Source organism: Adlercreutzia sp. (assembly GCF_056795635.1).
The window spans coordinates 67,174-91,685 of record NZ_JBQIIT010000007.1 but is presented as its reverse complement, the minus strand read 5'-3'; the positions used below and the strand labels follow the sequence as shown (position 1 = coordinate 91,685).

The following is a 24,512-nucleotide window of genomic DNA, read 5'->3' as shown; positions in this document are numbered from 1 at the left end:
TCCATGGCAGCACTCCAATCTCTCGAAGCACCGCCCGCGCGGACTCTGCCGGCACGTGGCCGAGATTCTAGCACGGAAATTGGAAAACTCATCGAAAATGGGGAGGTCATCTTCGTTCACAAAGGATTTCGCCATGGCCCAGACTCCTCATCGCGTTCTGTTCGTCTGTCACGGGAACATTTGTCGATCCACCATGGCTGAGTTCGTGCTGAAGGATATGGTGGCCGCCCGCGGGGTGGCCGATGAGTTCCATATTGAGTCGGCGGCGACGAGTACGGAGGAGATCGGCAATCCCGTGCACCCCGGTACCCAGCGGATGCTGCGGGCCCATGGCGTCGGCGGCTTTCAGGCCAAGCGGGCCCGGCAGCTCACGCGGGGCGACTACGACGGCTACGACCTGATCATCGGCATGGACGAGGCGAACATTCGCAACACGAACCGGATGCTCGGGGGCGATCCCGAGGGCAAGATTCACAAGCTGTTGGAGTTCGCCGGCTCTACGCGCGATGTGGCCGACCCCTGGTACACAGGCGATTTCGAGACCACTTACGACGACGTGCTCGCCGGCTGCGAGGGGCTGCTGGCGCATCTGGGACGCTAGGCGGCCTGGCGGGGCAACGTGCCGACGGCAACTCAGGCGGCTGCGGGGGTATGGGTGCATGGGGATCCATGGGATGGCGTTGCCGTATTCCCGTGCGGCCCGCGCGGTGCCTCATTGTAACTCTCGGTTACGTGTTGACGATTTGTCAGGGATATACTGAGTAGGATCGTCATCCTAATCGGGAGGGGCCATGCACGACATCCTGTCTACGATCTTCTCGCCGGCGTGCCTCTTCACGGGGTATGCCATGGCTATGCCCATCCAGATGCTTTACGACGGTCTGCTCGCCTACATCATTCCGCCGAAATCGAAACGGGTCTACTGGGTCACGGTGATCGCAGTGTCCCTCGGGCTCATATTGTTCCGCCCGCTCTATCCGCCCGACATTCGCGCGTTGCTGGGCATCTTCCAGTCGGTGGTGCTTCCGGTCTGTCTTCTGAGCGGCTCGTTGCCGCGGCGCATCATTGTGTGCTCGCTGGCCATGGTGCTCATGGCGGTGGCCGAGCTGGTGGGCGCTGGCATTTGGATTTCCTCCACCGGCCTCGACATGATGAACGAGCAGATGGCCCTCGCCAATGCCCGGCTCTTCATCTTCATGGGCGTGGTGGGCTACGGGCTCGTGATGACGCCCGCCATGATCGGAATGGGGCGCATCGTGCACCGCTTCTTTCCCGATGATGCGGCGCTCCGGAACGGCCGGGCGGTGCAGGCCCTGTCGCTTCTTTGGATGCGCCGGCTCGCGCTCTTCCCTCTGTTGCAGGTGCCGCTCATATTCGTCGTTCTGGGCATCTGCTTCAACATCACGCGGGGCGACCCTTCCTTCGTTATCGCGTCCGTGGCCCTCATGGGACTGTGCGCGGGCGTGGACGCACTGCTCTTCCTGCAGATTCGGCGTTCATCCGAAAGCCAGCGGGCGGCCATCGAGGCCGCGCTTCTGGAAGAGCGGCTGTCGGGTTACCTGAGCGAATCGGCGGCTGTGCAGGCGTTGCTGGACGATACGGCGCGGCTGCGCCACGATGTGCGCAATCATCAGTCCGTGGTGCGGGCCCTCTGCGATCAGGGGGAGTACCGGGAGGCCCAAGAGTATTTGGAAGGGGCCCGCGGGCTGTTGGGTCCCTAGGGCTCGCTCGGGCCAAGGGACTTGAGGGAGTCGGGGCGCGTGCTCTGGGAAGGCGAGCCGGTTGAGGGCGCCGGCGCGGGGGAGGGGCGCGGCGTCTCGCAGGATGAAGGTGCGGAAAATGTTCGAGGAGGGGTTTCATGGACGGCTTTCTGGCGACGATCGCCATGCCGGAGAATCTGTTTCGGGCGCTGTGCTGCGCATGGCCCATTCAGCTGCTGTACTCGTGGCTGATTCAGCGCGCCATGCCCCCGAAATCGAAGGTGCGCTACTGGGCCGCCATCGCCGCTGTCTCCCTGCCCCTGGCATTGCTGAGAATCGTGCTGCCGCCGCTGGTCACGGGGGTCATCGGCATCGCGCTGTCGGTGCTCTTGCCGGTTCTGCTGCTGTCGGGGCCCGTGGTGCGGCGCGTCGTCGTGTGCGCCATCGGCATGGTGCTCATGGCCGCCAGTGAATTGGTGAGTGCCGTGGTCTGGCTGCAGCTGACCGGCTTGGAGGTCATGGACGCATCGCTGGCCCTGGCCCACAGCGAGGCCTTCCTTCTGTGCGCGGCCATCGGGTACGGTTCGGTGATGGTGCCGGGGCTGCTGGCCGTCGCGGCGCTCTGCCGTCGCTTCTTCCCCGATGACACGGCCCCGGCGACGGTCGGCCGCTCGGGCCCCTCGTGGCTCGGCCGTATCGCCCTGCTGCCGATCCTGCAGGTGCCGTTCGTGTTCATCCTGCTCACCGTCTCCTTCAACCTCACGCGCGGGGAGGCGTCCTATGTGGGGGTTGCCCTGGCCCTGCTGGCCTTTGCCTTCGCGGTGGACGCGTTCCTGTTCGTGCAGATAAGCCGCTCGGCGGAAAGCCGTCGCGCCGAGCTGGAGGCGGCGCTTTTGGAAGAGCGGCTGTCGGGCTACCTGGGCGAATCGACGGCCGTGCAGGCGTTGCTGGACGATACGGCGCGGCTGCGCCACGACGTGCGCAACCACCAGTCGGTCGTGGGAACGCTCTGCGAGCGCGGGGAATACGCTGCGGCCCGCGATTACCTCGAGGAGGTGGTCGAGCCGCTGCGCTCTTCGTGAGGCGTTGCCGCTGCACCGCTTGTCGCGATCTGCGCTTTCGCGAGAATCGCCGCAACCGTGTGCTCTTCGCCATGCAACCGTTCCCCATTCCCCGTGTCGTCCCGTTACCGTTTCCGCCCATTCCGAGAAAGGTCTCGCTTATGAACCGTTCGATTCTCCGTCGCGTCGCATTTTTCCTGTATCCGGCCAGTCAGCTTGTCATGGTGGTGGTGTCGGCCATCTGGATTGTGCGGCTGCAGCTTCCCGAGGGATACCTATGGGCGGTGGGGCTGCTCGCGCTGGCCAGCATCCCCGTAGACTTTCAGCTGTTCCGCGAAGTGCGCAAGACCCAGGAAGCCGACATTCTGCGCGAGCGGGTGCGCATGCTGGAGGAGCAGGAGCGCGTGCAGGTGGCCTATCGCGAGCAGATCACCGCCGACATGGAGGACATCATGGCGTTGCGGCGCGAAGTGGCGGCGGAAGTTGAGGAGGCGGTGCGACAGCTGCGGGAGAAGGAGGAGGTTGCGGCCCAGGAGCGGCTCTCCCGGGCGGTGAATCTCATGGGCTCGACGGCCTATCGCCTGTGCGAGCACCGCTCGGCCGATGCCGTGGCCACCATGAAGGCGAAGGCCTGCGAGGACGCCGGCGTGCGGTCTCAGTTTTCCCTGGAGATTCCCTACGATGTGGGCGTGCCGGCGGTGGAACTGTGCGCCGTGATCGCGAATCTGGCGGACAACGGGCTGGCCGCCGCCCTGCGATCGCGGGAAAGCGAGGCGACTGCGGTGGGAGCGGGCGGCGAAGATGCCGCTACAGCGGGCGCGACTGAGGAGCGGATCGAGCCCTTCGTGTCGCTACGCTCCCATGTGCGTCAGGGCCATTTGGTCATAGAGGCTCGCAACAGCATTGCCGAGGCCGACCGCATTGCCTGGGAGGAATCTGAGCGGCAGTCCCATCGCCGTCGGCGCACCTGGAGCGACGCCCACGGATGGGGGCTGTCCATCATCTCCGGTATTGCCCAGCGCCATGGCGGCACGCTGGAATGCGAGATAGAGGGCGATGATGTGTTTTGCGCCACGGTTCTCATGCGTGTGGGCAACGCGACTGCTCCCGCAGCGATGAGAGCCAACGCTGGCGCGGTCACCGCCTCGGCGCCATCGCGCCTTGCGGATGACTTGGAGCCGGTCGGGGACGTGCTGTAATGGAGGCGGTCGCCCTGCTGCTCTCCCCGGAGAACCTCTTCGTCAACGCCTTCTGCGGCCTGTCGGCGCAGTTCGTCTACCTGGCGCTGATGACAAGGGTCTTGCCGCCCCGCTCGGCGCGCACGTTCTGGACCGTGGAGATCGTTTACCAGGCGGTGACGCTGTTCCTCAAGCCCCTTTATCCTGTCCCGTTGCGTATTGTCATCGGCACTGTTGGCTCTCTTGTGATTCCTCTTCTGCTGCTCCGGGGGCGCTTGCTTCGTCGCATCGTGATCTGCGTGCTATGCATGTCCATGCAGACGGCGGCCGAGTTGGTGGCGGCCGTGGTGTGGATGGGCCTTACGGGCCTTCAGATCATGGACAACCATTTGGCATTCATCCATGCTCATCAGTTCATGGCCAGCGTGGTCGCGGAAATGGTGGCGCTTGCGTTTATCATGAACGGGCTTCGCTGGCTCTGTCTCCGCTTCTTTCCCCTTGAGGAAGATTCTGCGGGGGCAAAGCATGGGACGGCGTGGCTTCGGTGGGCTGCTTTGTTCCCCTTGATTCAGATGATGCTCATTTACACCATGGTGTGGATCGCCTTCGATGTGACAGAGGGGGAAGGGGCCTATATGGTCACGCTGGCGGCATTGCTCGGACTTTGCGTGGCGGCCGATGTGCTGCTGTTCGTGCAAATGGACCGCTCGTTCAGGCAGCGTCGCGCAGAGATGGAAGCGGCGCTGCTGGAGGCGCAAGTGGGGTCCTACCTCGGCGAGCTGGCGGCCATGCAGCGGCTCCTGGACGACACGGCACGGCTGCGCCACGACCTGCGCAACCATCAGTCGGTGGTGCGCGCCCTCTGTGACGGCGGCGACTACGCCGAGGCCCACCGCTACCTGGAGGGAGCGCGGGATCTGGTGGGACGGTAGGCCGACGGGTCTCTGGAAAACGAACGCCGCTCCTTCCCCGTGCGAACATGGGGAAGGGGCGGCTTGGGGGTTAAGGTGCGATGCCGTTCGATGGAACGGTGCGCTCAGTGGGCTGGGTTGCGAGCCTTTTCTAGGCGGCCTGCGCCCGAACCTCATCCATGAGCTGCTGCGGCGTTGCGGAAAGCTCCTCGTTGTCGACGAGGTAATCGTATACGGTGCAGTTCACCATGGCCTCTTCGACGGTAGGATTGCCGTTCTCGTCATACCCCATCATGGGCACCAGGGACACCGTGGCCTTCAGGCGGCCCTTGCTATCGTAGGTGAAGAATTCCATTTGCGGATCGGGATTCTCGCTGTAGGTTGTTTTCGAGGAAATCGGCCGCCCTGCTTTATCGTAAGTCCAGGTAGTTTCGCTGCTCATATTGATGCCGTCTTCGCTATAGGTGGAGGAAGTCTGGTTCCCTTCCTCATCGTAAGTAGAAGTGAGCTCGTAGGTCGCGCCGTTACTGACGTCCTTGGTGGATGTCCTGTTTCCGTTGGCATCGTAGGTGATGCTACTTTCACCGATCTTGTTGCCTTCGGCATCGAAGGATTCCGTGCGAATGGGGTGCGCTGAGGGGGTTATTTGGCCCAGGAACCGGGGGTCGGTGGAGAATGTGTCGTAGGCGGTGCGGGCATCCTCGTCGTAATAATAGATGGCGCTTTCGACGGGGGCTCCATCGAGGGTGAAGGTCTCGCCCTTCTTCTCTTTGCCATCCTCTGAGAATGTCCACTGGGTACGAGAGCTTTCCCCTGCCTCCTGCATCAGTTCTCCCAAGGCGGGGTCGGTTCCCATTTCGCCCGTTTCTGCATTGATGTACACAGCGGGCGCATGATCTTCCACGAGGGTCTCGGCGAGAGCACCGTCGGCACCGTAAGTGTAGGTGGTCAGGCGATCCTGCGGGGCCATTTCGGATTCTGCGATGACGCGCTCCGTTAGGATGCGACCCTCATTGTCGTAGGTCCACGCCCGCTCTTCGGTGCCGTTGCCGTAGGTCAGGATGCGGCCGTCGTCGCCATAGGTGGCCTTCGAGACAACGGGCTCATCCATGCCGTCGAAGTACTCGGTCACCGTTGTCACCAGTTGCGTTTTGTCGATGGCGGGGGCTTCCGGCTCCGGCTCCTCGGCCTCTTCTTCAACGGGGGCTTCGGGAGTTGCCGGCTCTTCGGCGGGGGCGGGAGCGGCGGTCTTGTCGGCAGGCTCCGATGCGGAGCAGCCGGCGAGCGCCACGGCTAGGATGAGGGCCAGCGCGATGGTGGGAAGCGCGCGCAGGCGGCTCAGGGCGGCTAGGGTCATGATGTCCTCCTTCTCAATAGGTGCAAGATGCTCAGAGGGCTGCTCTCGGAAAGGGCAGCCCTCATGTAGCTGAATGGGGATGGCGCTGCGGCCGGCGGGGCCGCTGCAGCGACGATGATGGGAATTACCGGCGGTTCAGGCGGCGCCGGGCGAGCGCGATCGCCGCGACCGCCCCAGAGGCGCCAAGGGCGAGAATCGCCGCGAGAGGAGCCAGAGCGTCTCCGGTTTGGGCGAGGGGCGTGCGCGAAGTCGCCGTAGCGGCAGAGCCCTTCGAGCCCGCGTCGGCCGTGGGGCTTGAAGCCCCCTTATCGGAGACATTCGTCATGTTGTCCCCCTGGGAACCGTTAGATCCCGAGCCGTTTCCGCCCTGAGACCCATTGCCGCCAGCGCTCTTCGCCTGGCCCACGATGGCGTAGGGCGAGAAATGGTTCGTGGAAATATAGAGGTAGCCCTCGTGCACCCAGCAGGTGATGGGTTCCATGCCGCCATTCTCGTGAATGCGGTAGGTGCGCAGGGTGCTCGGATCGAGAGAGGCCAGCTCCCCCTCGAGCTTCAGGCGGACGGTGAAGGTGAAAGAGCCATCCAGATCATCGTATTCGTCGAAGGCCGTGCCATCGGGGCGAACCAGGCTGATATCCACGGCAATGGCCTTCTCGCCCTTGGCGGCGTTCACGACTTCGAGCAGGCCTGCGCGCTGATCGGCCGTGAGTGTGTCAAGCGGCTTCAAGTCCGTGGAAAGGGAGAGCTTCTCTTGCTTTACGATATCGTCCGCATTCCCTGATGAGATGATGTTTCCCGAGAATGCGGAATCGGGAGTCGATCCGGCCGTTGTATCGGGGGCCTTCACGGTTACCGTCATGGTGTCGGTTAGGATGCTCTCCTCGGTGACGGGGTTGTAGAAGTACAGGTAGAGCTTTGCTGTTCCAGGCTTGCAGGCTGTCAGCCGAACTCCGCCGCCGTCGCCCGTGATGGGCTCGTCCTTGGGGAAGGGGTAGTGGAGAACGCTATCGTCGGAAGTTGCGATGTAGAAGGAGTGCCCCGCGGCCTCTTGGCCAGTAATGCCGTAGCTGAACAAGTGGGTGTTCCCAAATGATTCGCCTGATTGGAGGACAAGCTCTTTCTCTGTGAATTTCAGCTGGCTATAATCAAGGTCGCTCCACTGCTTGACCGTGACGGTGTTGGTGTAAATTTCTCCCGTTGCGAGGGTCATGGTGACGGTGGCGGTGCCCTGTTTGAGCCCGCGCACGCCCCAGCCGTTTAGGGAAGCCGGACACATAATTGTCGGGTCGCTGACGGAGAAATCGGCTATGAGCTCGCCTGCGTTATTCTCATGATGGGATGCGAAGAGGAGTGCTCTGGCAGAGGGGTTTCCCTCGAAGATATCGTAAATGTCCAGGTATCTATCTTTGTCGAGCACCGTGAAAGGGTTGGCTACGGGTGTGAAGGTTGGTTTTTCGGGGGAGACGACGCCATTGATCGTGATGGGAGCAGTGGCGAGGACGCTTCCGGTTTCTGCCTCCATTAAGGCTATCGTCGCTTCGCTTTCGCCCGGAGTGGAGACGGATAGATTCAGCGCTCCCTCATGTCCATGGCCCTCGTACCCCAGGTAGTCCGTGATACCGGCGATCTGGCATGTGAATTCGTATTCTCCCAAGCGGGAGCCATCAGAGCTGGTAATTCGATAACGAACGTCTCCGGAAGATGCGCTGGGGTGGTATCTATCGGCGTTGGCTGCCGAGCTGCAAACCGGGCATCGGTAGAGGATGACATCGACGGTGGAGGCGTCCAGGGTAAGCTCATAGGTGGGGGCGGTTGCCTCTGCGCTCGGCGCGGCCCCTGCCGTCTCTTCCGTCGACGGGGCAGCGGGGTTTTGCGGGGTTACCGTTGCTTCTTTGTCGGTTGATTCGCCGGTGGCGCGGGCTTCCCTTTCGCTCGCGTTCTTCGCATGGGCGTCGGTCGCGTTGGTGATGGTGCTGCTGCCGTCATCGGCATCAGGGGACGTCGCCTCGTTTTCGGCCGCGTTCGGTTCGGGGACGGACTCTGCGGCATTTCCCTCCTTCACCTCTTCGGTGAACTCGAGGGGGTCGGCGGTGGGGTTGGGGTCGCCGGCCCAGGCGGCTGCGGGCACGATGCCAGCGGCGAGGGCGGCGGCGCAGGCGATACGCAGGGCCCGGCCCCTCAGGGTTGGTCGTCTCATTCGCTCTCCTTCGGTTGTCGGCGCGGTTTCCCCAGGGGCCGCGCGGCGGTCTTCCTCTCTTGCGCGGAGCGGCCGGAAGGGCGCCGCCCCGCGCAATCACATCAAGGTACGGAAGCGCCTGGCAGGATTCAATGACCTTGGAACTTCTGGTATCTCTCCGGTAAAAACTCGCTGCGGGACCACCTTTAGCGGCCTGGTCTCGGCGCTCCATAGCTCACAGGGTTTCCGTCGCTGCTCTTCTCTCGTTTTCGCCACTCGATTTCTTGTGAGCATCTATGAGGGAGGTGCCACTTGGAGCACCCGACTCCAAAGTCGAACATGAGCTGCGCAAGCAGGCTGCCATTATTAGGCAGATACGCAGGCTTCTTTTTGTGAACAAGAAGCGGGAAGTGATTGACATAAAATAGTCAAGCATATACCCTATCAAGCAGCAAAGCACTGGCATGGTGTCCACCTACACCATCGTCGGTGCTTTACTTGTTTAGGGCTTGGGCCCCTCCCGATCGATGGCAAAACCGTCTCTCGTAAGAAAAAGAGCCGGCCCATGGGAGGTTGGGCCGGCTCTGGCGGAAGGATGTCTGCCGAAGGGCTACTGTTCCGCGGTCATGCGGCGGCGGGTGAGGTAGAGGGCGGCGCCGGCCGCAGCGGCGCTCAGGGCCACGGCGGGGATGATCCCGATGGCATCGTCGCCGGCCTGGGGCAGCACGCTGGTGGCCCGGGCGGTCACGGTCTGCTTCGCAGAGCCGCTGGCGTCCTTGTTGCCGACCTGCTGGGTCGGCGCGGTGGTGGCACCCGTGCCGGCCTTGAGATCACCGGTCACCACATACTGGGAGAAGTGATCGGCGACGATGTACAGGTAGCCCCCTTCAACCCAACTGGTGATGTTCTCGGGACGACCCTCGTCGCTCAGATAGAACACCTGGATGGTGGCCGGATCCAGCTCGGCAAGCGTACCTTCCAGCTTCAGGCGCACGGCGTAGGGGAAGACGTAGCCCTCTTCGCCGCCGTGGATGAGGTTGCCCTCTTGATCGATCAGGCTCAGGTCGATGGGAATGGCGCGATCGGCCTCCGTGACGTCCTTCACCAGGATGAGCCCCCGCTGCTGCGCCGCTGTCAGCTCGCTATCCTTCTTGACCTTCACGTCGAGGCGCACGCCCTCGTCCTGCACCAGGACGTCGAGATCTCCGTTGGAGGAAATGATGTTGCCCGCAATATCGGAGGAGGGCGTCGTGCCGGCGATGGCCGAGGGGGAGGTGACGGTCACCTTCATGGTGTCGGTGAACGTCCATTCCTCCTTCTCCGGATTGTAGAAGTACAGGCTCAGGGTGGCGATGCCGGGGCGCAGAGCCGCGACCGTCGTTCGATCGTTGGCCTGGACACTCAGGATATTCTCGTCGGAGGAGGTTATGCCGGCAGACCAGTTCACGGAAGCCAGGGCAGATTCAGATACGAGCTCCTGCAGAAACTCGCCGATCCAGTTGCTCGTGCCGACGGTCAGGGTGAGGGTCTTCTTCGAGAATTTGAGGTTCTGGTACGGGGCCTCGTCGTAGGATTTCACCGTGACCGTGCAGCTGACCGGGGCCTTGTCCTTCAGGGTGAAGGTCACGGTCGCGGTTCCGGGCTTGAGTGCCTCGGCGTAATACAAGGCAAAGGGGTCGGAGGGGTTGTTCTCCTGGGTAATGGCGAGAACGGCGGGGTTGCTCGAGGTGACGCTGACCACGTAGTCCGCGAAGGGTTCGTCATTGAAGAAGTCCCAGCCGGCATCGTTGAGATCGAAGAGGCTGTCTCCCACCACTCCTCGGCCTTCGCCCGTCCAGAAGGTGTAGGTTCCAGCGCTGATCACTTCCACGTCGTCGTAGGTGATCCCATCGGTCTCGTCCTCGGTATCGATGGCTTCGTCGGAATCCTCCCCGCCCTCATCGGCATCGTTCTCGGTGTCGGGGGTGGTGTTCTTATCGGCGATGTTGGCGGGGTCCATGGGGTCGGCCTGGTCGTCTGCGCCATCCTCGGCGCCATCGCCATCGGGCCCCTCGGTGCCGGCGCCGTCGGCCTTTCCAGTACCCTCGTTCGGGGTCTCGTCTCCATCGGCTCCGTCGGGATCCGTCGGAGCGCCGTTGCCCGCATCGTCGCCTTCGGCTATGACGGGGTTGCCCTCAGCCGTCGCGTCGTCGGTCGGGGTCGCGTCGACGCTGCCGGTCGCCGTGATCTCTTCGACCTTGTCGTTCGTCGCGGTTTGCAGGGCCGCCACCTCGCTCGGGCCGTCGCCCTCCTCGGCCGTGGCCCAAGCGGCCACGGGCACGAGACCCACGACCAAGGCCACGGCGCAGCCGGCGCACATGAGTTTTCCTCGCAACATGGAACCTTCCTTTCTCCATTTGATCGTTGACGCACCGCCAGGGTGCGATGCGCCGGCCTCCGGTTCTCTCTCGCGCGGCCGGGAGGCGGTCCGCGCATACGGCCTTAAGGTACGGCTGCGGCGCGGTCGGCTCAACCGCCTTGAAACTTTTGGCGTCGCTGTCGCCATAACTTGCAGCGGCGACGAGGCGAAAGGCGCGAAACGGGCTCGGGGGGGGGGGCGTTCCCAGCCCGTTTGCGGAGGGGTCCCTGCATTTTGTTACCCCGATGCGACTGATTGTGACATGGGCCCGAGCGCCCCGCGCGCTTTTGCGATAATGTGGAACATGGCGTCGTCGCGCTGGATGCACGCGGTCGCCGTTGAATTGGAACGAAGCTATGAGTGAGGAAGATCGACCTGTGTACACCTTGGCCGTTGTGGACGACGATCCGCGTCAGTGCGATATTTTACTGGACCTCATCGCGCAATGCCCGGTAGCCGACGGCTTCGAGGTGCAGAGTTTCACCAGCATCGAGGACCTCATCGCCTACCAGGCCACGCATGGGCCGGTGGATATCTGCCTCATGGACGTGCGCGTCGGCGAGGCGCCCGGCCGTTTCGCCGATGGCATTCAGGCGGTGGCTTCTCTCTTTCCCGAGGGTTGCGCCACCCAGGTGATCTACGTTACGGGCTATCCGGAGTACTGCACGCCGGTCTACGAGACCTCCCACGTGTATTTCCTTCTGAAGCCGGTGAAATCCGAGCAGCTCCATGCGGCGCTCGGGAAGGCCCTGGAACGGCTGGCCTCGCGCACGAGCAGCTATCTGCCCGTCACCTCGGGCGGCGTGGTGCGCCGGCTGCCGGTGGGGAAGATCATCTACCTGGAGAGCAACCGTCGGAAGGTGTCGGTGCACATGGTAGACGGCACGGTGGAGACCTACGCCAAGCTCTCGGAATTCGAGGAGCGCCTGCCCGGCTGCTTCGTGCGCAGCCACATGAGCTTTCTCGTGAATATGAACTACATCGATTGGGTGGACGGCAAGACCATCGCCCTCTCCACGGGCGAGCGCCTGCCAGTCAGCCGTCAGCGGAGCACGGCCACGCGTGAGGCCTTCCATCGGCATCTGCGGGGGCTGGCTTAGGGCCTGCGGCCCGGGCGGTGCTCGGCGGCTATTTCCCCAGGAGATGACGGATGGCAGCCACGGGGTGGTGGAGCATCATCCGGGGGCCGGCGTAGCGCATGACGGCGCGGATGCGCTCGCGCTCGGCGGGGGCGTAGCAGTGGTTGCCGCATGCCTCGCAGCTGGTCTTGTGGGCCATGGAACGGCACCGTTCGGTGCGGCGCACGCAGTACTCGTCGATGGTTTTGCAATCGGGGCAGATGGGCTCGCCGCTGTGGCTCGTCTCGGTGCGGTTCGCGCGATCGTGGTTTCCGGCGCAGTAGACCGCCACCATCTGGGAGATGGTGCGCTGCTCGCGCTCGCGACGGCGGGCGACGGCTGGGGTGTCGGGGGTGCGTGTCATGGGCGCTACCTTAGCAGATGACGCGGGCCGCGATCGCGGCGAGGCGCCGTTTGCGGAAAGTTCACAGGAGGCGCCGCAGCACAACGTAGCAGTTGAGGTCGCCGCTCTTGCCGTCGGCCGAGAAGCGGGCGATCTCGCGGCAGGGCAGCGAGAGATTGGCGATCAGGCCGTCGATTTCCTCGTCGGTCGCGTGGTGGCAGAAACGGTAGACGTCCTCGGCATGCTGCCAGCCGAGCAGGTAGTCGCCCGGGGCGAAGGCGGGCAGGCCGAGGGCCGCTCTTCCATGGTCGGTGGCGGCTGCGGCCTTGGCGGCGATGCGCTCGTCGCGCAGGAACTGCCAGAACGACACCAGGACGAAGCCACCGGGGCGCACGGCTCCCGCGAGGCCGTCCAACAGGGCGCGGCGCTGGGCCGGCGCGGCCAGGTGGTGCATGAACCCGAAGGCCACGGCCATGGCGCAGGAATTCTGGGGAAGGTGGCGCTCCAGATCGCCGTCGATGAGGGCGGTTGCAATGTCGAGGGAGCGGAAGTCGATCTCGGCGGTTGCAGGGGCCGGGGAAGCTGTTGAGACGAGGGGGTCGCAGTTGTCCAGGGCGATGACGGACAGCGGGCCTGTTGAGCGCTCGGCGAGGAACCGCTCGAAGCGCAGGTTGCCGCACCCCACATCGAGCAGGCGCAAGGGCCCCGCGAGCAGGGCGGGGTCGGCCTCGGCCACGGCGGCCAGCGCCCGGTCCCAACCGTCCCAGGGAGCCTGGCGCGTAGCCGAGAACGAGGCGGCCTTACGGGCATAGAAGTCGGTCGTGAGGGCGCTCAGGCGCCGGAGGGTATCGCTGTCGTAGCTCATGGGAGATCGCGCCTTTGGTAGAGGCCGGCGTCGGTGAAGCCGAGGCGGCGGTAGTAGGCGCGGGTGCCCACGGCGCTGATGACGTTCACGGCCGTGAAGCCCGCAGCCGCTGCCTGGCGGCAGGCCTCTTCCACGAGGGTCCGCCCGAGGCCCAGATGCTGGGTCCCCTCGCCGGTGCGGTGCAGGGCGGCCACCTTCCCGTACACGTGCACCTCGCGAATCATGGCCTCGCCCCGGACGGGGAAGCTGCCCGCCTGCCCGGGGCGGTTCGTGGTCGCTGGTAGTGGGGCCTCGTCCGGGGCGGGGAAGCTGTTCGGGCGATCGCGGTCATCCGCGGCCACGGCGCCCACGGACTCGCCCGGGGCGGGGAAGGCAGCTGATCGCCCATGGCCGTCGGCGGCTATCAGCCCCAAGGCCTCTTCCCGGGGCAGCGATAGGCGCAGGAAGCCGGCGATCTTGCCCGTGGGGGTGGTCCACTGGAGGAAGCGCTCCTCGCTCACGGTGGTGGCGTAGGTAATGGTCTCCAGGGAAAGCGTCTCGGTATCGGCCCCCTCCACGGAGATCTCCCGGCTGCGAATCTCCCGCGCCGGCTCGCCCGCCTCCGCCACGGCCGCTTCCACCACCTGGCGCAGGTTCGTCTTCTTGTTGCCCACGAGGATGTCGGTGGCCGATATGTCGCGGATCATGCGGGAGATGCGCGTGAAGGGGGGCGTGGCCAGCACGTCGGCCGCGAGCACCCCCACGAGTTCCTCTTCCGTATAGGGGTGCCAGGCACCGTCGCGGAAGCGGTCGGTGAGCGCGGCGCTGGCCACGAGGCAGCAGGGGTACAGCTTCACCTCGTCGGGAAGGAAGGCCGGGTCGGTGACGAGACGGCGGTAGTCGGCGACGTCGGCCGCGGGCGTGGCGCCGAGCAGGTTCACCATGAAGTGCACGTGGCTCTTGAAGCCGAACAGGCGCAGCAGGGCCATGGCGCAAGCGATACGCTTGGCGGTGAGGGCGCGGCCGTTGACCGCGAGCACCTCGTCGCTCAGGCTCTGGATGCCGATCTGCACCTTGGTGCAGCCCAGGGCCCGCAGGGTGCGGCAGCTGGCGGCCGTGACCAGGTCGGGCCGCGTCTCCACCACGAGCCCCACGACGCGCTTGGCCGCCTCCTCGTTGGCGCGGTGCAGGGTCGCGAGATCCTCCCAGGAGAGGTCCTGCGGCTCCGGCGCGGGGGCGTTCCCCGCGGTGGGCCCGTCGTCCCCGCACGGGCGCGGGGCTGCGGCTGGCGGAGGGGGCATGGCCCCGCCCCTGCGGGCGTCGACAGAGCCGCAGGCCGGGTCGGTGCCCCACAGCAGCTTCCAGGCCTCGTTGTAGGTGAGCTCGCCGTTGTCGATGCGCGCCTGTAGCGGGGCGGTCAGGGCCGCCAGCTCGTCGCGCTCGCGTGGGCGGCCCTGGGCCTCGTAGCGGGCCCGGCGCGCCGCGGCCTCGGCTGCCCGTTCGTTATCGGGCAGGTTCAGGGCGCGGAACAGCTCGCCGATGAACCAGCGCTGGTAGGCCTCGGGGTAGTCGCTCCAGGTGCCCCCGAGCACGATGAGCTCCACCTTGTCGGTGACGTGCCCCATGGCCGTGAGCGCCCGCAGCCGCGCCTCTACCTGGAGGAAGGGGTCGAACCAGCAGCGCTCGGCCCGCTGGCAGGCGGGCTCGTCGGCCAGGTAGCTCTTGGGCATGCGGATGTCGCTGGGGCAGAAGACGCACGCCCCCGAGCAGGGCCAGGGCTTCGTGAGCACGGTAATCGTTGCCACGCCCGAGGCGGTGCGCCGCGGCTTGGCCTGGAGCAGCCGCACCAAGGCCGCATCCTCCGCGGCGCTCACGTTCCACATCGCCCAGCGCTCCGGCTCCTCGGCCTTCACGCGCAGGTAGAACGGCAGCAGGCGCCGCTTCGCCACCTGGCGCGTGCTGTCGTGGGCCGCGCGGTTGTGCCGGCGCACGAGCTTGTCCAACCAGGCGCCGTCAACGTCCTCGCCCGCCTTCAGCGCAGCGATTATTTCCAGCAGGGCCTCTTCCACCTACAGGGCGGCCTTGATGGCGGCCAGCAGCTCGTCGTAGGTTTCCAGGGCCGGCAGCTCGGGGTGCTCCGTCTTGATGGCATCGGTGGAGCGGAACAGGAAGCCGGCCTTGGAATGCAAGATCATGCCCAGGTCGTTGTGGGAGTCGCCGGCGGCGATGGTCTCGATGCCGCAGGAGTGGAGCGCCCGCACCGTGGTGAGCTTGCTCTCGGGGCAGCGCATGGCGAAGTCGGTGATGGTGCCGTCCTCGGCCACGATCAGCTCGTTGCAGAACAGGGTGGGCCATCCCAGCTTCTCCATGAGGGGCCGGGCGAACTGCTCGAAGGTGTCGGAGATGATGATGACCTGGGTGAGGGAGCGCAGCTCGTCGAGGAAGGCCCGGGCGCCCTCCATGGGCTCGATCTTCGCGATGGTGGCCTGCACGTCGGCCAGACCCAGGCCGTGCTCGGCCAGGATGCCGAGGCGCCAGGCCATGAGCTTGTCGTAATCCGGCTCGTCGCGGGTGGTGCGGCGCAGCTCGGGGATGCCCGCCTCCTCGGCGAAGGCGATCCAAATCTCCGGCACCAGCACGCCTTCCAGGTCCAGGCATACAACGTTCATGGCGCAGCTCCTAACGGTTGAGGGGAACGGACTCTAGGGGAAGGGTATCCGATAAGCGCTCCGGTCACCGTTGGGAGCGGGGAATTCTCCGCAGAAGGTTGCGGGCGCGACGGCTCGGCAACGGATCGGGCCACCGGGCCGAGCCGCGGGGCACCAGGCCGACTTCCCCTGTTACACTTAACAAGTTTGCTTGACGGCCCTGAAGAGACGACGGGAGAGACCCATGCACGAGCCGACCCCCATATTCGCCGCCGATTTGGCCGTGCCCGCGGTTATCCGCGAGGCCCCGGGCATCTTCCTCCAGGGGCGCCGCATCCGCTCGCTCGTCTTCTCCACCGATCTGGCCGTCATCTGCCACTGCAACGCCGATGCGGTGCTGGCCGTGTACCCCTTCACCTGCCAGCCGGCCATCACCCAGGCCCTCGTGGCCGCCTCCCAGCGCCCGGTGCTCAACGGCGTGGGCGGCTCCATCACCCATGGCGAGCGCTGCGTGGAGGTGGCGCTGCACTCCGAGATGCAGGGCGTGGCCGCCGTGGTGGTGAACACCTCCATTCCCGTGGAAACCGTGAGCGCCCTCACCGAGCGGCTGAACGTGCCGGTGGTGGTGACCGTCTGCGCCGACGACGCCGTGGCCGCCCGCCAGATCGCGGCGGGGGCGAACATGGTGAACGTGGCCGCCGGCGCCGCCACGACCGATGTGGTGAGGGCCCTGCGCGGCCGCTACCCCGAGCTGCCCATCATCGCCACGGGCGGTCCCACCGAGGCCTCGGTGACGGCCACCATCGCCGCCGGCGCCGACGCCATCAGCTGGACGCCGCCGGATATCCGCGCGCTCGAGCGGGCTGTCATGGAGAAGGCCCGTCGCCTCGTGGCCGAGCAGGGCGCCTCCTAGTCCTTCAGCATGCGCTTCACGAGGTAGCCCTCGCGGATGCCGTACTTGCACACGGCCACCTCGCCGGCCCCGAGGGCCTCCATGAGGGTGCGCAGGATGACCATGCCCGGCACGAGGGTGTGCACGCGGTCGGGGCAGGCCTTCACGGCCCCGTGGGCGAAGGCGGCGCGATCGCTTTCCATCAGGTCGAACAGGGCTTCCAGCGCGGCCCGCTTAATGAGCGGTGGTTTCGCGGGTAACCCTAAGGCCTGGGCCTGCATCTTCACGACGGCCCGCACCGAGCCGCCGATGCCGTAGAAGCGCTCGCCGCGCAGCTGCTGGCGGCTCTGCTCGCTCAGGCGATCCAGATGGGAGAGCAACCCCTCGGCGATGGCCCGGCATTCCGCGGCCTCGGGCAGGATAACGGCCACGAACTGCGCATAGGAGGACACGCTGCCCTGGGGCAGGCTCGTACTGGCCCCGTGGTGGGGGCGCCGCCCGTGCTCGTTCAAGGCCGTCAGCTCGGTGGAGCCGCCGCCGATGTCCACGAGGGTGCCCCGGCCCAGATCCTGGCCGATGCGGGCCCCGGCCAGGCCGAGGTCGGCCTCCTCTTCCCCCGACAGGAGGAAGATGGGGTGCTCGATGGCCTCCTCAATGGCGGCCACGGCGAAGGCGGAGTTCGCGCAGTTGCGCAGCACGGCGGTGGCGAAGATGTCCACCCGGTCGCAGGAGAGGTTGCGGGCGATCTTCAGGTGGTCGCTGAGAATGGCCGCGGCCCGCTCGATGCCGGCGGCGCTGAACTGCCCGTCGACGACGTAGGCCGACAGCCCTGCCATCTTCTTCTCGTCGGCGAGGATGCGGAAGGGCTTGGGGGCGGCCGCGTCCTTGCGGGCCTCGTAGATGACCAGTCGCACGGAATTCGATCCGAGGTCGATGACGCCAAGTCGGGCCATGGGGCTCCTTTCGCGAGGGGGTGCGTTCGCCCCCATTGTACCGTGGGAGGGCGCAAACAAGGGCCGTCCGCGCTGTGGGGGTGAGTCGGACGGCCCTTGGGGGAAGGGGAGGTCGCGTCAGTTGGCGATGACCACCCGGTAGTGCGCGTTGTCGCCGCAGCAGGTTTGCAGGATGATGGACTCCCCGTAGTCGGTCACGTGGGACTGGATGTCCTCCCAGTAGGTGTCGTCGGGCACGATGAACTCGTCCACGACATAGTAGGTGCGGGCGTTGCCGTCGCTGTCGCAGACGGTCACGGGGTCGCCGTTCTTCAGGGTCATGACGCAGGTGAAGGAGCCGGGGTTATGACCGATGAAGTAGCCCCAGCTGCCGTCGGTGGTGCTGTCGGAGCCCATCCACAGCCCGGCGCCCGAGGAGGGGGCCGAGGCGGTCTCGTAGGAGGGAATGTAGCCCATGACGTCGCCGTTCACATTGATGGTAGCGGCCGCCATGGCATCGGGCTCGGCCACGTCCTCCGGCGAGATGGTCTCGAGGGGATGCTCGACGTCCACGGGTTCCACATCGACGGCCTCCTCCTCGGTCACTTCCGGGGCGGTCTCGGCCGCTGCGGCGTCCTCGGCGGCCGAATCGTCGGCGGTGGCCGTTTCATCGGTGCGGTTGTGGTCGCGGGCCAGCTGGGCCCGTTCGGCCACGGCCTGGAGGGCCAGCTGGTCGTGGATGGCTTCGAATTCCGTAGCAATGGCCACGGCCTCTTCCTGGTCTTCGTAGATGATGATGGAGGCTACCTGCTTGGTGATGGAGGTGTCCTGGGCCTTCTCGGGCATGGGGCGCGTCGCGGGATCGACGGGCTCCAGGGCGAAGGCGAGGCCGCCGGCCAGGCACAGGGCCGCCACGGATGTGAGCGATGCCGCCAGAACCTTCGGTGCCTTCATAACCTGCTTCCTTTCACGAGGGGCCCCGACTGAGCGACGGCTCCGCGGGGTCGGTCGGGCGGGAGTACGGAGGCGCTGCGGCGAGGGGAGCGCCGGGGCCGTCTGTCGGGGACTATCATAGGGTGGGAAGGTAAGAAATAGGCTCTGATCGGGCATTTGTTGGAAGCCTGTTCGGCTCGGTTCATATTCGCGGCACATTGCCATCGTTCCGTGGCGGCTCCGTTGTCCGACCGTTGCCGTTGTTGACACGGTGCAAACAGAAGCGGCCCGGATTGCGGAGGAATGAAGGAGGAGGGCCTGAGGTGCCCACGGCGGCCGAGAGCGGCCATCCGGCCGTAGAAAATTAGCGAAGAGCGGGCGTTTTCCCGCAGATCGCCGGCGAGTTCCCCTATACTGTATCGGCTTGAGAATTCCAACGGAAGCAACCGCGCCCGCCGCGAGGCGGTCGGCGCAGCCACAAACGAGCTTGAAACGCACGACAGACGAACAAGAGGTTGATCTCCATGGGAACCTACGAAGACGATCGCGCCGCTCAGTCGGGCACCCCTGATTATCCCCCCGCGGATCCCGCTCCGCGCCCCGCCACGGGCTCCCGCGGCAAGATAACCACCCGTCCCTCCCGCGAGAGCATTCTGCAATCCTACGCCTCCCAAGACGAGATGCGCGCCCGCAACGCGCGGCTGCGCTCCCAGCAGGCGGCCCAGTCCACGGCGGCCAGCGCCGCTCAGCGCAACGCCGACCGCCTGGCGCGCCAGGAGGCCCTGGCAGCCCAGCAGCGCGAGCAGGAGGCCTATCGCGCCCAGCGCGAGGCCGATCGTGCCGCCCGCCGGGCCCAGCGCGGCGGCGCGGCCCCGGCGGCCCCGGCCGCGGCTCCGGCGCCCCGCCGCACCCGGGTGGTGCCCCCGCTGTCCTCCCAGGAGAGCTACGACATGACCCGCTCTTCCATGGAGAGCTACGAGCGGGCCCGCGCCTCCCGCGACGCCCTGTCCGAGACCCGCCGGGGCCGCGCCCTCAACCGCGAGGTCATCGACGGGCGCGGCAGCATCGATTCCCGCACCTTCAACGAGAGCCACCAGATCTCCGCCTACTCCCGCGACGAGCGCGACCGCCACGATCCCATGGTGGACACCGTGGAGGCCCGCACCACCTGGCGCAGCCGGGCGGGCCAGGGCTTCGACGGCGCCGTGGACCCGGCCGGGGCCCACGCCATGCCGGCGCCCCTGCGCCCCCGGGGCTCCCGAGCCAGCGACGTGGGATTTTCCGGGGTCATGAGCGGCCGGGCGAACTACAGCGCCCCCGCCTCGGGGCCGTTGGCCGCCCTTCCCACCTTCCTGAAAGTGACCATTCCCGTCATTGTTATACTACTGGCCGTTATCATCTATCTGGTGGTGTTCTAGAAAAGGCAGCCCATGTACGCGAAGCCCACGTGCCCGACCCCGCTCAAGATCGTCATCCTGGCCATCATCGCCATCGAGCTGGCCTTCATCGGCTTTACCCTGGTGACCGAGGCCCGTGCGGGCGAGGGGGCCGCCCCCGCCCCCGAGGAAACTGTCCAGCCGGCCCCTGCGCCGGCCGACAGCGCCGCGCCCGAAGCTACTGCTCCCGAGGCCGGTGGCGACGAAGCCGCCCCCGAGCCGGTGACGCTGACCGTCACCTTCGCCGGCGACTGCACCCTCGGCTCCGACGTGAACTTCGACGGCTCCCGCAGCTTCAATTCCAAGTACGCCGAGGTACAGGACCCCGCCTACTTCCTGCAGAACGTGGCCGAGCTGTTCGGCGCCGACGACCTGACCGTGGTGAACATGGAGGGCGTGCTGACCGAGGGCGGCGAGCGGGCCGACAAGGAGTTCGCCTTCCGCGGCAAGCCGGAGTACTCCAAGATCTTAAGCTCTTCCAGCGTGGAGGCGGCCACTATGGCCAACAACCACTCCAAGGACTACGGCGAGGACAGCTACAACGACACCATCGAGGCCCTCGAGGGCGACAACGTGAAGACCTTCGGCTACGACCGCATCGCCTATATGGATGTGAAGGGCGTGAAGGTGGCCCTGATCGGGGCGTACTTCCCCGAGGACAGCGATGAGAACCAGAAGGCCATGACCGACAACATCGCCAAGGCCCGCTCCGAGGGGGCCCAGCTCGTGCTCGTGTACGTCCACTGGGGCATCGAGCGCGACTACGACCCCTCCACCGACCAGATGAACATGGGCCGGGCGGCCATCGACGCCGGCGCCGACCTCGTGGTGGGCTCGCACCCCCACGTCATCCAGGGCTGGGAAGTGTACCAGGGCCGCTACATCGTCTATAGTCTCGGCAACTTCTGCTTCGGCGGCAACAGCAATCCCGAGGACAAGGACTGCATGCTCTTCCAGCAGACCTTCACCGTGACCGGCAACGAGGTGGCGAAGAACGACGACGTGGACTTCATCGCCTGCTCGGTGTCTTCCGAGAGCGACCGCAACACCTACCAGCCCACTATCGCCGAGGGCGACGAGAAGGCCCGCATCGACGGGAAGATCCAGGAATCCACCGACAAGATAGCCGCAGCCGCCGCCGAACTGGACGGCACCGGCGGCGATACCGCCGGCGGAGATGCTGCCGGTGACGGCGAAGGTGGCAGCGAGGGCGACGGCGAGAACGCCTAGGGGATCGTCCGGTTCCGCGAATCGCCGGCACTACATCGAGGGGGGGTCGGGCTGCTGGTGGCAGACCGACCACGAAAAACGGGCCCGCTCTCAGAGCGGGCCCGTGCGTTGCAGCGGTGGGGAGGGGCTTGCGATGGCTGCGTTGCCGGGGGCTCCCCTAGATCCGGAAGACGCAGGCGCCGGCGGTGAGGCCGCCGCCGAAGCCGGCCATGCAGGCCAGGTCACCGCGCTGCAGCTTCCCTTCCGTGAGGGCCTCGTTCAGGGCGATGAGTGCGCTGGCGCCCGACACGTTGCCCGTGTGCCCGATGGACATCTGGAAGCGCTCCACGGGCTGGCCCATCTTCTTCGCGGCATAGCGGATAATGCGCTCGTTGGCCTGGTGCGGTGCGAACAGGGCGATGTCGGCGGCGGTGACGCCGGCTCGCTCGAGAGCCGTCTCGATGGAGCGCACCATGGCGGAGGTGGCGAACTTGAACACTGCCTGGCCGGCCATGCGCATGTAGGGGTCGCAGTCCTCGCGGGCCGGGGAGAAGGGGGTCGCGCGGGCGCAGAAGGCGCTGTCGCACCAGAGCACGTGGTCGGTGTCGTCGGTGTTCTCCATGTAGCTGGCCAGCATGCCCTCCTCGTCCTCACGCCATTCCATGACCACAGCGCCGGCGCCGTCGCCGAACAGGATGCAGGTGGAGCGGTCGGTCCAGTCCACCAGGCGGCTCAGACGCTCGGTGGCCACGACGAGGATGCGGCGCAGCACGTTGCGGCGAGGGGTGCGGCCAGCGGCTTCGGCGCTGGCGCGGTCGGCGGCGGAGGCGGCCAGCAGCATGTCGGCGGTGGAGGTGCCGTACACGCAGCCGGAGCAGGCGCAGGACATGTCGAAGCACACGGCGTTCACGGCACCGATGCGCTCGCGGATGAGGGCGGCCTCGGAGGGGAAGTGGGCCTCGGGGGTGAGGGTGGGGCAGATGACCATGTCGATGGTGGCGGGGTCGATGGCCCCCTCGCGCAGCCAGCCGCCCTCCTGAACGCCCAGGGCGCGCAGGGCAGCCGCGGCGCCCAGGTCGGTGGCCGTCTCGTGCTCGGCGATGTGACGGGTGTGGATGCCCGTGCGGGGCACGATCCACTCGTCGGTGGTGTCGACGATCTGACCGAGCTCGTCGTTGGTGACCACCTGCGCCGGCAATGCCATTCCCGAACCGATAATTACGCTGCCCAAGGCCATTCCTTTCCCTGAAGGCGCAGTGACCTGCGCTATGATAGACGGTGCGTCTCTCAGTGTTTCACTCATCGATAAGATGTTTGATGAAGATTTTAGACGCGCAGTCAGTTTTTTGGCCAAATTCCTTAAGATTTCTCAGATAGTTTATCAGAGACGAGCGTGAGCACCGGAGCGAGAGAAAGGATGAGCGCGTCCCATGAAGACCCGAATCACTGAGTTGTTGGGGATCGAGTACCCCGTCGTGCAGGGGGCCATGGCCCGCATCGCCGACGGCGGTTTGGCCGGCGCCGTGAGCGCCGCCGGGGGATTGGGCATCATCGCCTGCGGCGGAGCGCGGCTGGAGTGGATCGAGGAGCAGGTGGCCCGCGCCCGGGCCATCACCGACAAGCCCATCGGCATCAACGTCATGCTGATGGATCCCCGCGCCGCCGAGGTGGCCGAGCTCGTGTGCAAGCTGGGGGTGGAAGTGGTCACCACCGGCGCCGGCAGTCCCGCCAACTATATGAGTATGTGGAAGGAAGCCGGCGTGAAGGTGGTGCCCGTCGTGGCATCGGCCGCCCTGGCCGCCCGCATGGAGCGCCTGGGCGCCGACGCCATCGTGGCCGAGGGCACCGAGGCCGGCGGCCACATCGGCGAGCTGACCACCATGGCCCTCATCCCCGCCGTGTGCCAGGCGGTGTCCATCCCCGTCATCGGCGCCGGCGGCATCGCCGACGGCCGCGGCATGCTGGCCGCCTTCGCCCTGGGCGCCGAGGGCGTGCAGTGCGGCACCCGCTTCCTCACCGTGGAGGAGTGCAGCGTGCACGAGGCCTGGAAGGAGAAGGTGCTGAAGGCCAAGGACTCCGACACCATCGTCACCGGGCGCGGCACGGGGCATCCCGTGCGCGGCCTGAAGAACAAGTTCGCCCGCGAGTGCCGCAAGCTGGAGCTGGCGGCCCAGTCCGGCGAGGAGCTGGAGGGCATGTACGCCGGCTCGCTCGCCCGGGCGGTGGCCGGCGATGTGGAGAACGGCTCGGTGATGGCCGGCCAGGTGGCGGCGCTTGTGACCGAGCGCGGTACCGCGGCCGAGGTCATTCAGGAGATGGTGCGCGAGGCCGAGGCCCTGGCCGGCCGCACCATGGACGAGCTGGCGGCCATGAACGGCCGTCGCGAGCGGGCCTAAGGGGGCGCCATGACTTCACTGCTCGACGAGACGCCTTTGGCACCGCTCGGCCCCACGGGACTTGTGTTCATGGCCTCGGGCCAGGGCTCCCAGAAGCCCGGCATGGGTGCCGACCTGCTGGATATTCCCGAGGTGGCGGCCACCTTCGCCTGCGCCTCCGATGTGCTCGGCCGCGATGTGGCGGCCCTCGTGCGCGATGCCGCGCCCGAGGAGCTGAACGACACCCGCAACGCGCAGATCGCCATCAGCGCCCTGTCCATCGGCACGGGCTGGGCCCTCATGGCCCGTGGCGTGGTGCCCGACGCGCTGCTCGGCTTCTCCCTCGGCCAGATTTCCGCCCTCGTGCTGGGTGACATGCTGGACGAGGAGGCGGCCTTCGCCCTCATCGCCGAGCGCAGCCGTCTGATGGGCGAAGCGGCCGACGAGAACCCCGGCGTCATGAGCGCCTTTTTGAAGATCACCCTGGCCGAGGCCCAGGAGCTGTGCGCGGCCTGCGCCGAGGGCGAGGTACTGGTGCCCGCCAACCTGAACGGCGGCGGCCAGATCGTCATGGCCGGCACGCCGGCGGCCGTGAACCGCGCCGAGGAGGCCTGGGCCGCTTCCAAGGGCCGCTTCTCGCGCCTGGCCACGTCCGGCGGCTTCCACAGCCCGCTCATGGCCCCGGCCGCCGAGGCCTTCGCTGACTACCTGGCCGGCGTGGACTTCCGCGCGTCGGCCGTGCCCGTCATCGGCAACGTGCACGGCGCGCCCCTTCAGGCCGCTACCGTGCGCGAGGAGCTGGTGGCCCATCTCGTGAGCCCCGTGCAGTTCGAGGCCAGCGTGCAGAAGCTCGCGGCCGCCGGTGCTGCCTCGTTCGCCGAGGTGGGCTATGGCGGGGTGCTCGCGAATCTCGTGAAGCGCATCGACCGCACCATGCCGCGCGCGGCCATCCAGGACCGCGCGAGTTTCGACGCCTTCGTGGCGGAAAACGGAAAGTAGGA

At 66.4% G+C, this 24,512-nt stretch carries 21 protein-coding genes; 11 read left to right on the top strand and 10 right to left on the bottom strand.

All coding sequences use genetic code 11. From position 1 onward, the window contains the following. Positions 1–133: 133 nt before the first annotated feature. From ACTOXK_RS06295 to ACTOXK_RS06275, 5 genes are all read left to right on the top strand, one after another. The gene (locus tag ACTOXK_RS06295) at positions 134–601 is read left to right on the top strand and encodes a low molecular weight protein-tyrosine-phosphatase (protein WP_482276827.1); all 468 of its coding nucleotides are present in this window, start codon (positions 134–136) and stop codon (positions 599–601) included. 190 nt (positions 602–791) lie between these two features. After that, entirely contained in the window at positions 792–1,721 is a 930-nt protein-coding gene (locus ACTOXK_RS06290; RefSeq protein WP_482276826.1) for a hypothetical protein, read from the top strand. 137 nt (positions 1,722–1,858) lie between these two features. Then, positions 1,859–2,782, top strand: a complete 924-nt coding sequence (locus ACTOXK_RS06285; protein WP_482276825.1) for a hypothetical protein — start codon at positions 1,859–1,861, stop codon at positions 2,780–2,782. A gap of 140 nt (positions 2,783–2,922) precedes the next feature. Next, complete coding sequence (locus ACTOXK_RS06280; RefSeq protein ID WP_482276824.1) at positions 2,923–3,960, top strand: ATP-binding protein; 1,038 nt, start codon at positions 2,923–2,925, stop codon at positions 3,958–3,960. Beyond that, a complete protein-coding gene (locus ACTOXK_RS06275) occupies positions 3,960–4,871 on the top strand; it encodes a hypothetical protein (protein ID WP_482276823.1) in 912 nt (303 codons plus the stop codon). The genes ACTOXK_RS06280 and ACTOXK_RS06275 overlap by 1 nt, the downstream gene beginning before the upstream one ends. A 130-nt stretch (positions 4,872–5,001) precedes the next feature. Here the strand turns inward: ACTOXK_RS06275 and ACTOXK_RS06270 are convergent, their stop codons facing one another. From ACTOXK_RS06270 to ACTOXK_RS06260, 3 genes are all read right to left on the bottom strand, one after another. After that, on the bottom strand, positions 5,002–6,207 hold the full coding sequence (locus ACTOXK_RS06270) for an RHS repeat domain-containing protein (protein ID WP_482276822.1): 1,206 nt from the start codon (positions 6,205–6,207) through the stop codon (positions 5,002–5,004). Positions 6,208–6,331: 124 nt separating this feature from the next. Then, a complete protein-coding gene (locus ACTOXK_RS06265) occupies positions 6,332–8,404 on the bottom strand; it encodes a hypothetical protein (RefSeq protein WP_482276821.1) in 2,073 nt (690 codons plus the stop codon). A gap of 589 nt (positions 8,405–8,993) precedes the next feature. Next, the gene (locus tag ACTOXK_RS06260) at positions 8,994–10,760 is read right to left on the bottom strand and encodes an ICP22 family protein (RefSeq protein WP_482276820.1); all 1,767 of its coding nucleotides are present in this window, start codon (positions 10,758–10,760) and stop codon (positions 8,994–8,996) included. Positions 10,761–11,137: 377 nt separating this feature from the next. On the opposite strand from ACTOXK_RS06260, the gene ACTOXK_RS06255 reads away from it, so the two are divergent. Continuing rightward, positions 11,138–11,881 (top strand): LytR/AlgR family response regulator transcription factor, encoded by a 744-nt coding sequence (locus tag ACTOXK_RS06255; protein ID WP_482276819.1) that lies wholly within the window; start codon positions 11,138–11,140, stop codon positions 11,879–11,881. Between the two features lie 28 nt (positions 11,882–11,909). Here ACTOXK_RS06255 and ACTOXK_RS06250 read toward each other — a convergent pair whose 3' ends face one another. From ACTOXK_RS06250 to thrH, 4 genes are all read right to left on the bottom strand, one after another. Continuing rightward, a complete protein-coding gene (locus ACTOXK_RS06250) occupies positions 11,910–12,263 on the bottom strand; it encodes a nitrous oxide-stimulated promoter family protein (RefSeq protein WP_482276818.1) in 354 nt (117 codons plus the stop codon). 61 nt (positions 12,264–12,324) lie between these two features. Continuing rightward, complete coding sequence (locus ACTOXK_RS06245) at positions 12,325–13,107, bottom strand: class I SAM-dependent methyltransferase (protein ID WP_482276817.1); 783 nt, start codon at positions 13,105–13,107, stop codon at positions 12,325–12,327. After that, entirely contained in the window at positions 13,104–15,155 is a 2,052-nt protein-coding gene (locus ACTOXK_RS06240; RefSeq protein WP_482276816.1) for an elongator complex protein 3, read from the bottom strand. The genes ACTOXK_RS06245 and ACTOXK_RS06240 overlap by 4 nt, the downstream gene beginning before the upstream one ends. Then, entirely contained in the window at positions 15,156–15,755 is a 600-nt protein-coding gene (thrH, locus tag ACTOXK_RS06235) for a bifunctional phosphoserine phosphatase/homoserine phosphotransferase ThrH (RefSeq protein ID WP_482276815.1), read from the bottom strand. A 223-nt stretch (positions 15,756–15,978) separates the two neighbouring features. Between thrH and ACTOXK_RS06230 the strand changes: the two genes are divergently transcribed. Further along, positions 15,979–16,647, top strand: a complete 669-nt coding sequence (locus tag ACTOXK_RS06230) for a dioxygenase (protein ID WP_482276814.1) — start codon at positions 15,979–15,981, stop codon at positions 16,645–16,647. Here the strand turns inward: ACTOXK_RS06230 and ACTOXK_RS06225 are convergent. Then, the gene (locus ACTOXK_RS06225; protein WP_482276813.1) at positions 16,644–17,579 is read right to left on the bottom strand and encodes a Ppx/GppA phosphatase family protein; all 936 of its coding nucleotides are present in this window, start codon (positions 17,577–17,579) and stop codon (positions 16,644–16,646) included. The genes ACTOXK_RS06230 and ACTOXK_RS06225 overlap by 4 nt on opposite strands. A 117-nt stretch (positions 17,580–17,696) precedes the next feature. Next, on the bottom strand, positions 17,697–18,512 hold the full coding sequence (locus ACTOXK_RS06220) for a sortase domain-containing protein (RefSeq protein WP_482276812.1): 816 nt from the start codon (positions 18,510–18,512) through the stop codon (positions 17,697–17,699). A 503-nt stretch (positions 18,513–19,015) separates the two neighbouring features. Between ACTOXK_RS06220 and ACTOXK_RS06215 the strand changes: the two genes are divergently transcribed. Continuing rightward, positions 19,016–19,909 carry a hypothetical protein gene (locus ACTOXK_RS06215; protein WP_482276811.1) on the top strand — a complete coding sequence of 298 codons (894 nt, stop codon included), beginning with the start codon at positions 19,016–19,018 and terminating at the stop codon, positions 19,907–19,909. Positions 19,910–19,921: 12 nt separating this feature from the next. After that, positions 19,922–21,157: a CapA family protein gene (locus tag ACTOXK_RS06210; protein WP_482276810.1), complete on the top strand. Its 1,236-nt coding sequence runs from the start codon at positions 19,922–19,924 to the stop codon at positions 21,155–21,157. Between the two features lie 157 nt (positions 21,158–21,314). On the opposite strand, the gene ACTOXK_RS06205 is transcribed toward ACTOXK_RS06210, so the two are convergent. Further along, positions 21,315–22,367 (bottom strand): 3-oxoacyl-ACP synthase III family protein, encoded by a 1,053-nt coding sequence (locus ACTOXK_RS06205; protein WP_482276809.1) that lies wholly within the window; start codon positions 22,365–22,367, stop codon positions 21,315–21,317. A 199-nt stretch (positions 22,368–22,566) separates the two neighbouring features. Between ACTOXK_RS06205 and ACTOXK_RS06200 the strand changes: the two genes are divergently transcribed. Together ACTOXK_RS06200 and ACTOXK_RS06195 are read left to right on the top strand one after the other, a co-directional pair. After that, positions 22,567–23,532 carry a nitronate monooxygenase gene (locus tag ACTOXK_RS06200; RefSeq protein WP_482276808.1) on the top strand — a complete coding sequence of 322 codons (966 nt, stop codon included), beginning with the start codon at positions 22,567–22,569 and terminating at the stop codon, positions 23,530–23,532. A gap of 9 nt (positions 23,533–23,541) precedes the next feature. Beyond that, positions 23,542–24,510, top strand: coding sequence for an ACP S-malonyltransferase (locus ACTOXK_RS06195; RefSeq protein WP_482276807.1), 969 nt, complete (start codon positions 23,542–23,544; stop codon positions 24,508–24,510). Positions 24,511–24,512 lie beyond the last annotated feature (2 nt).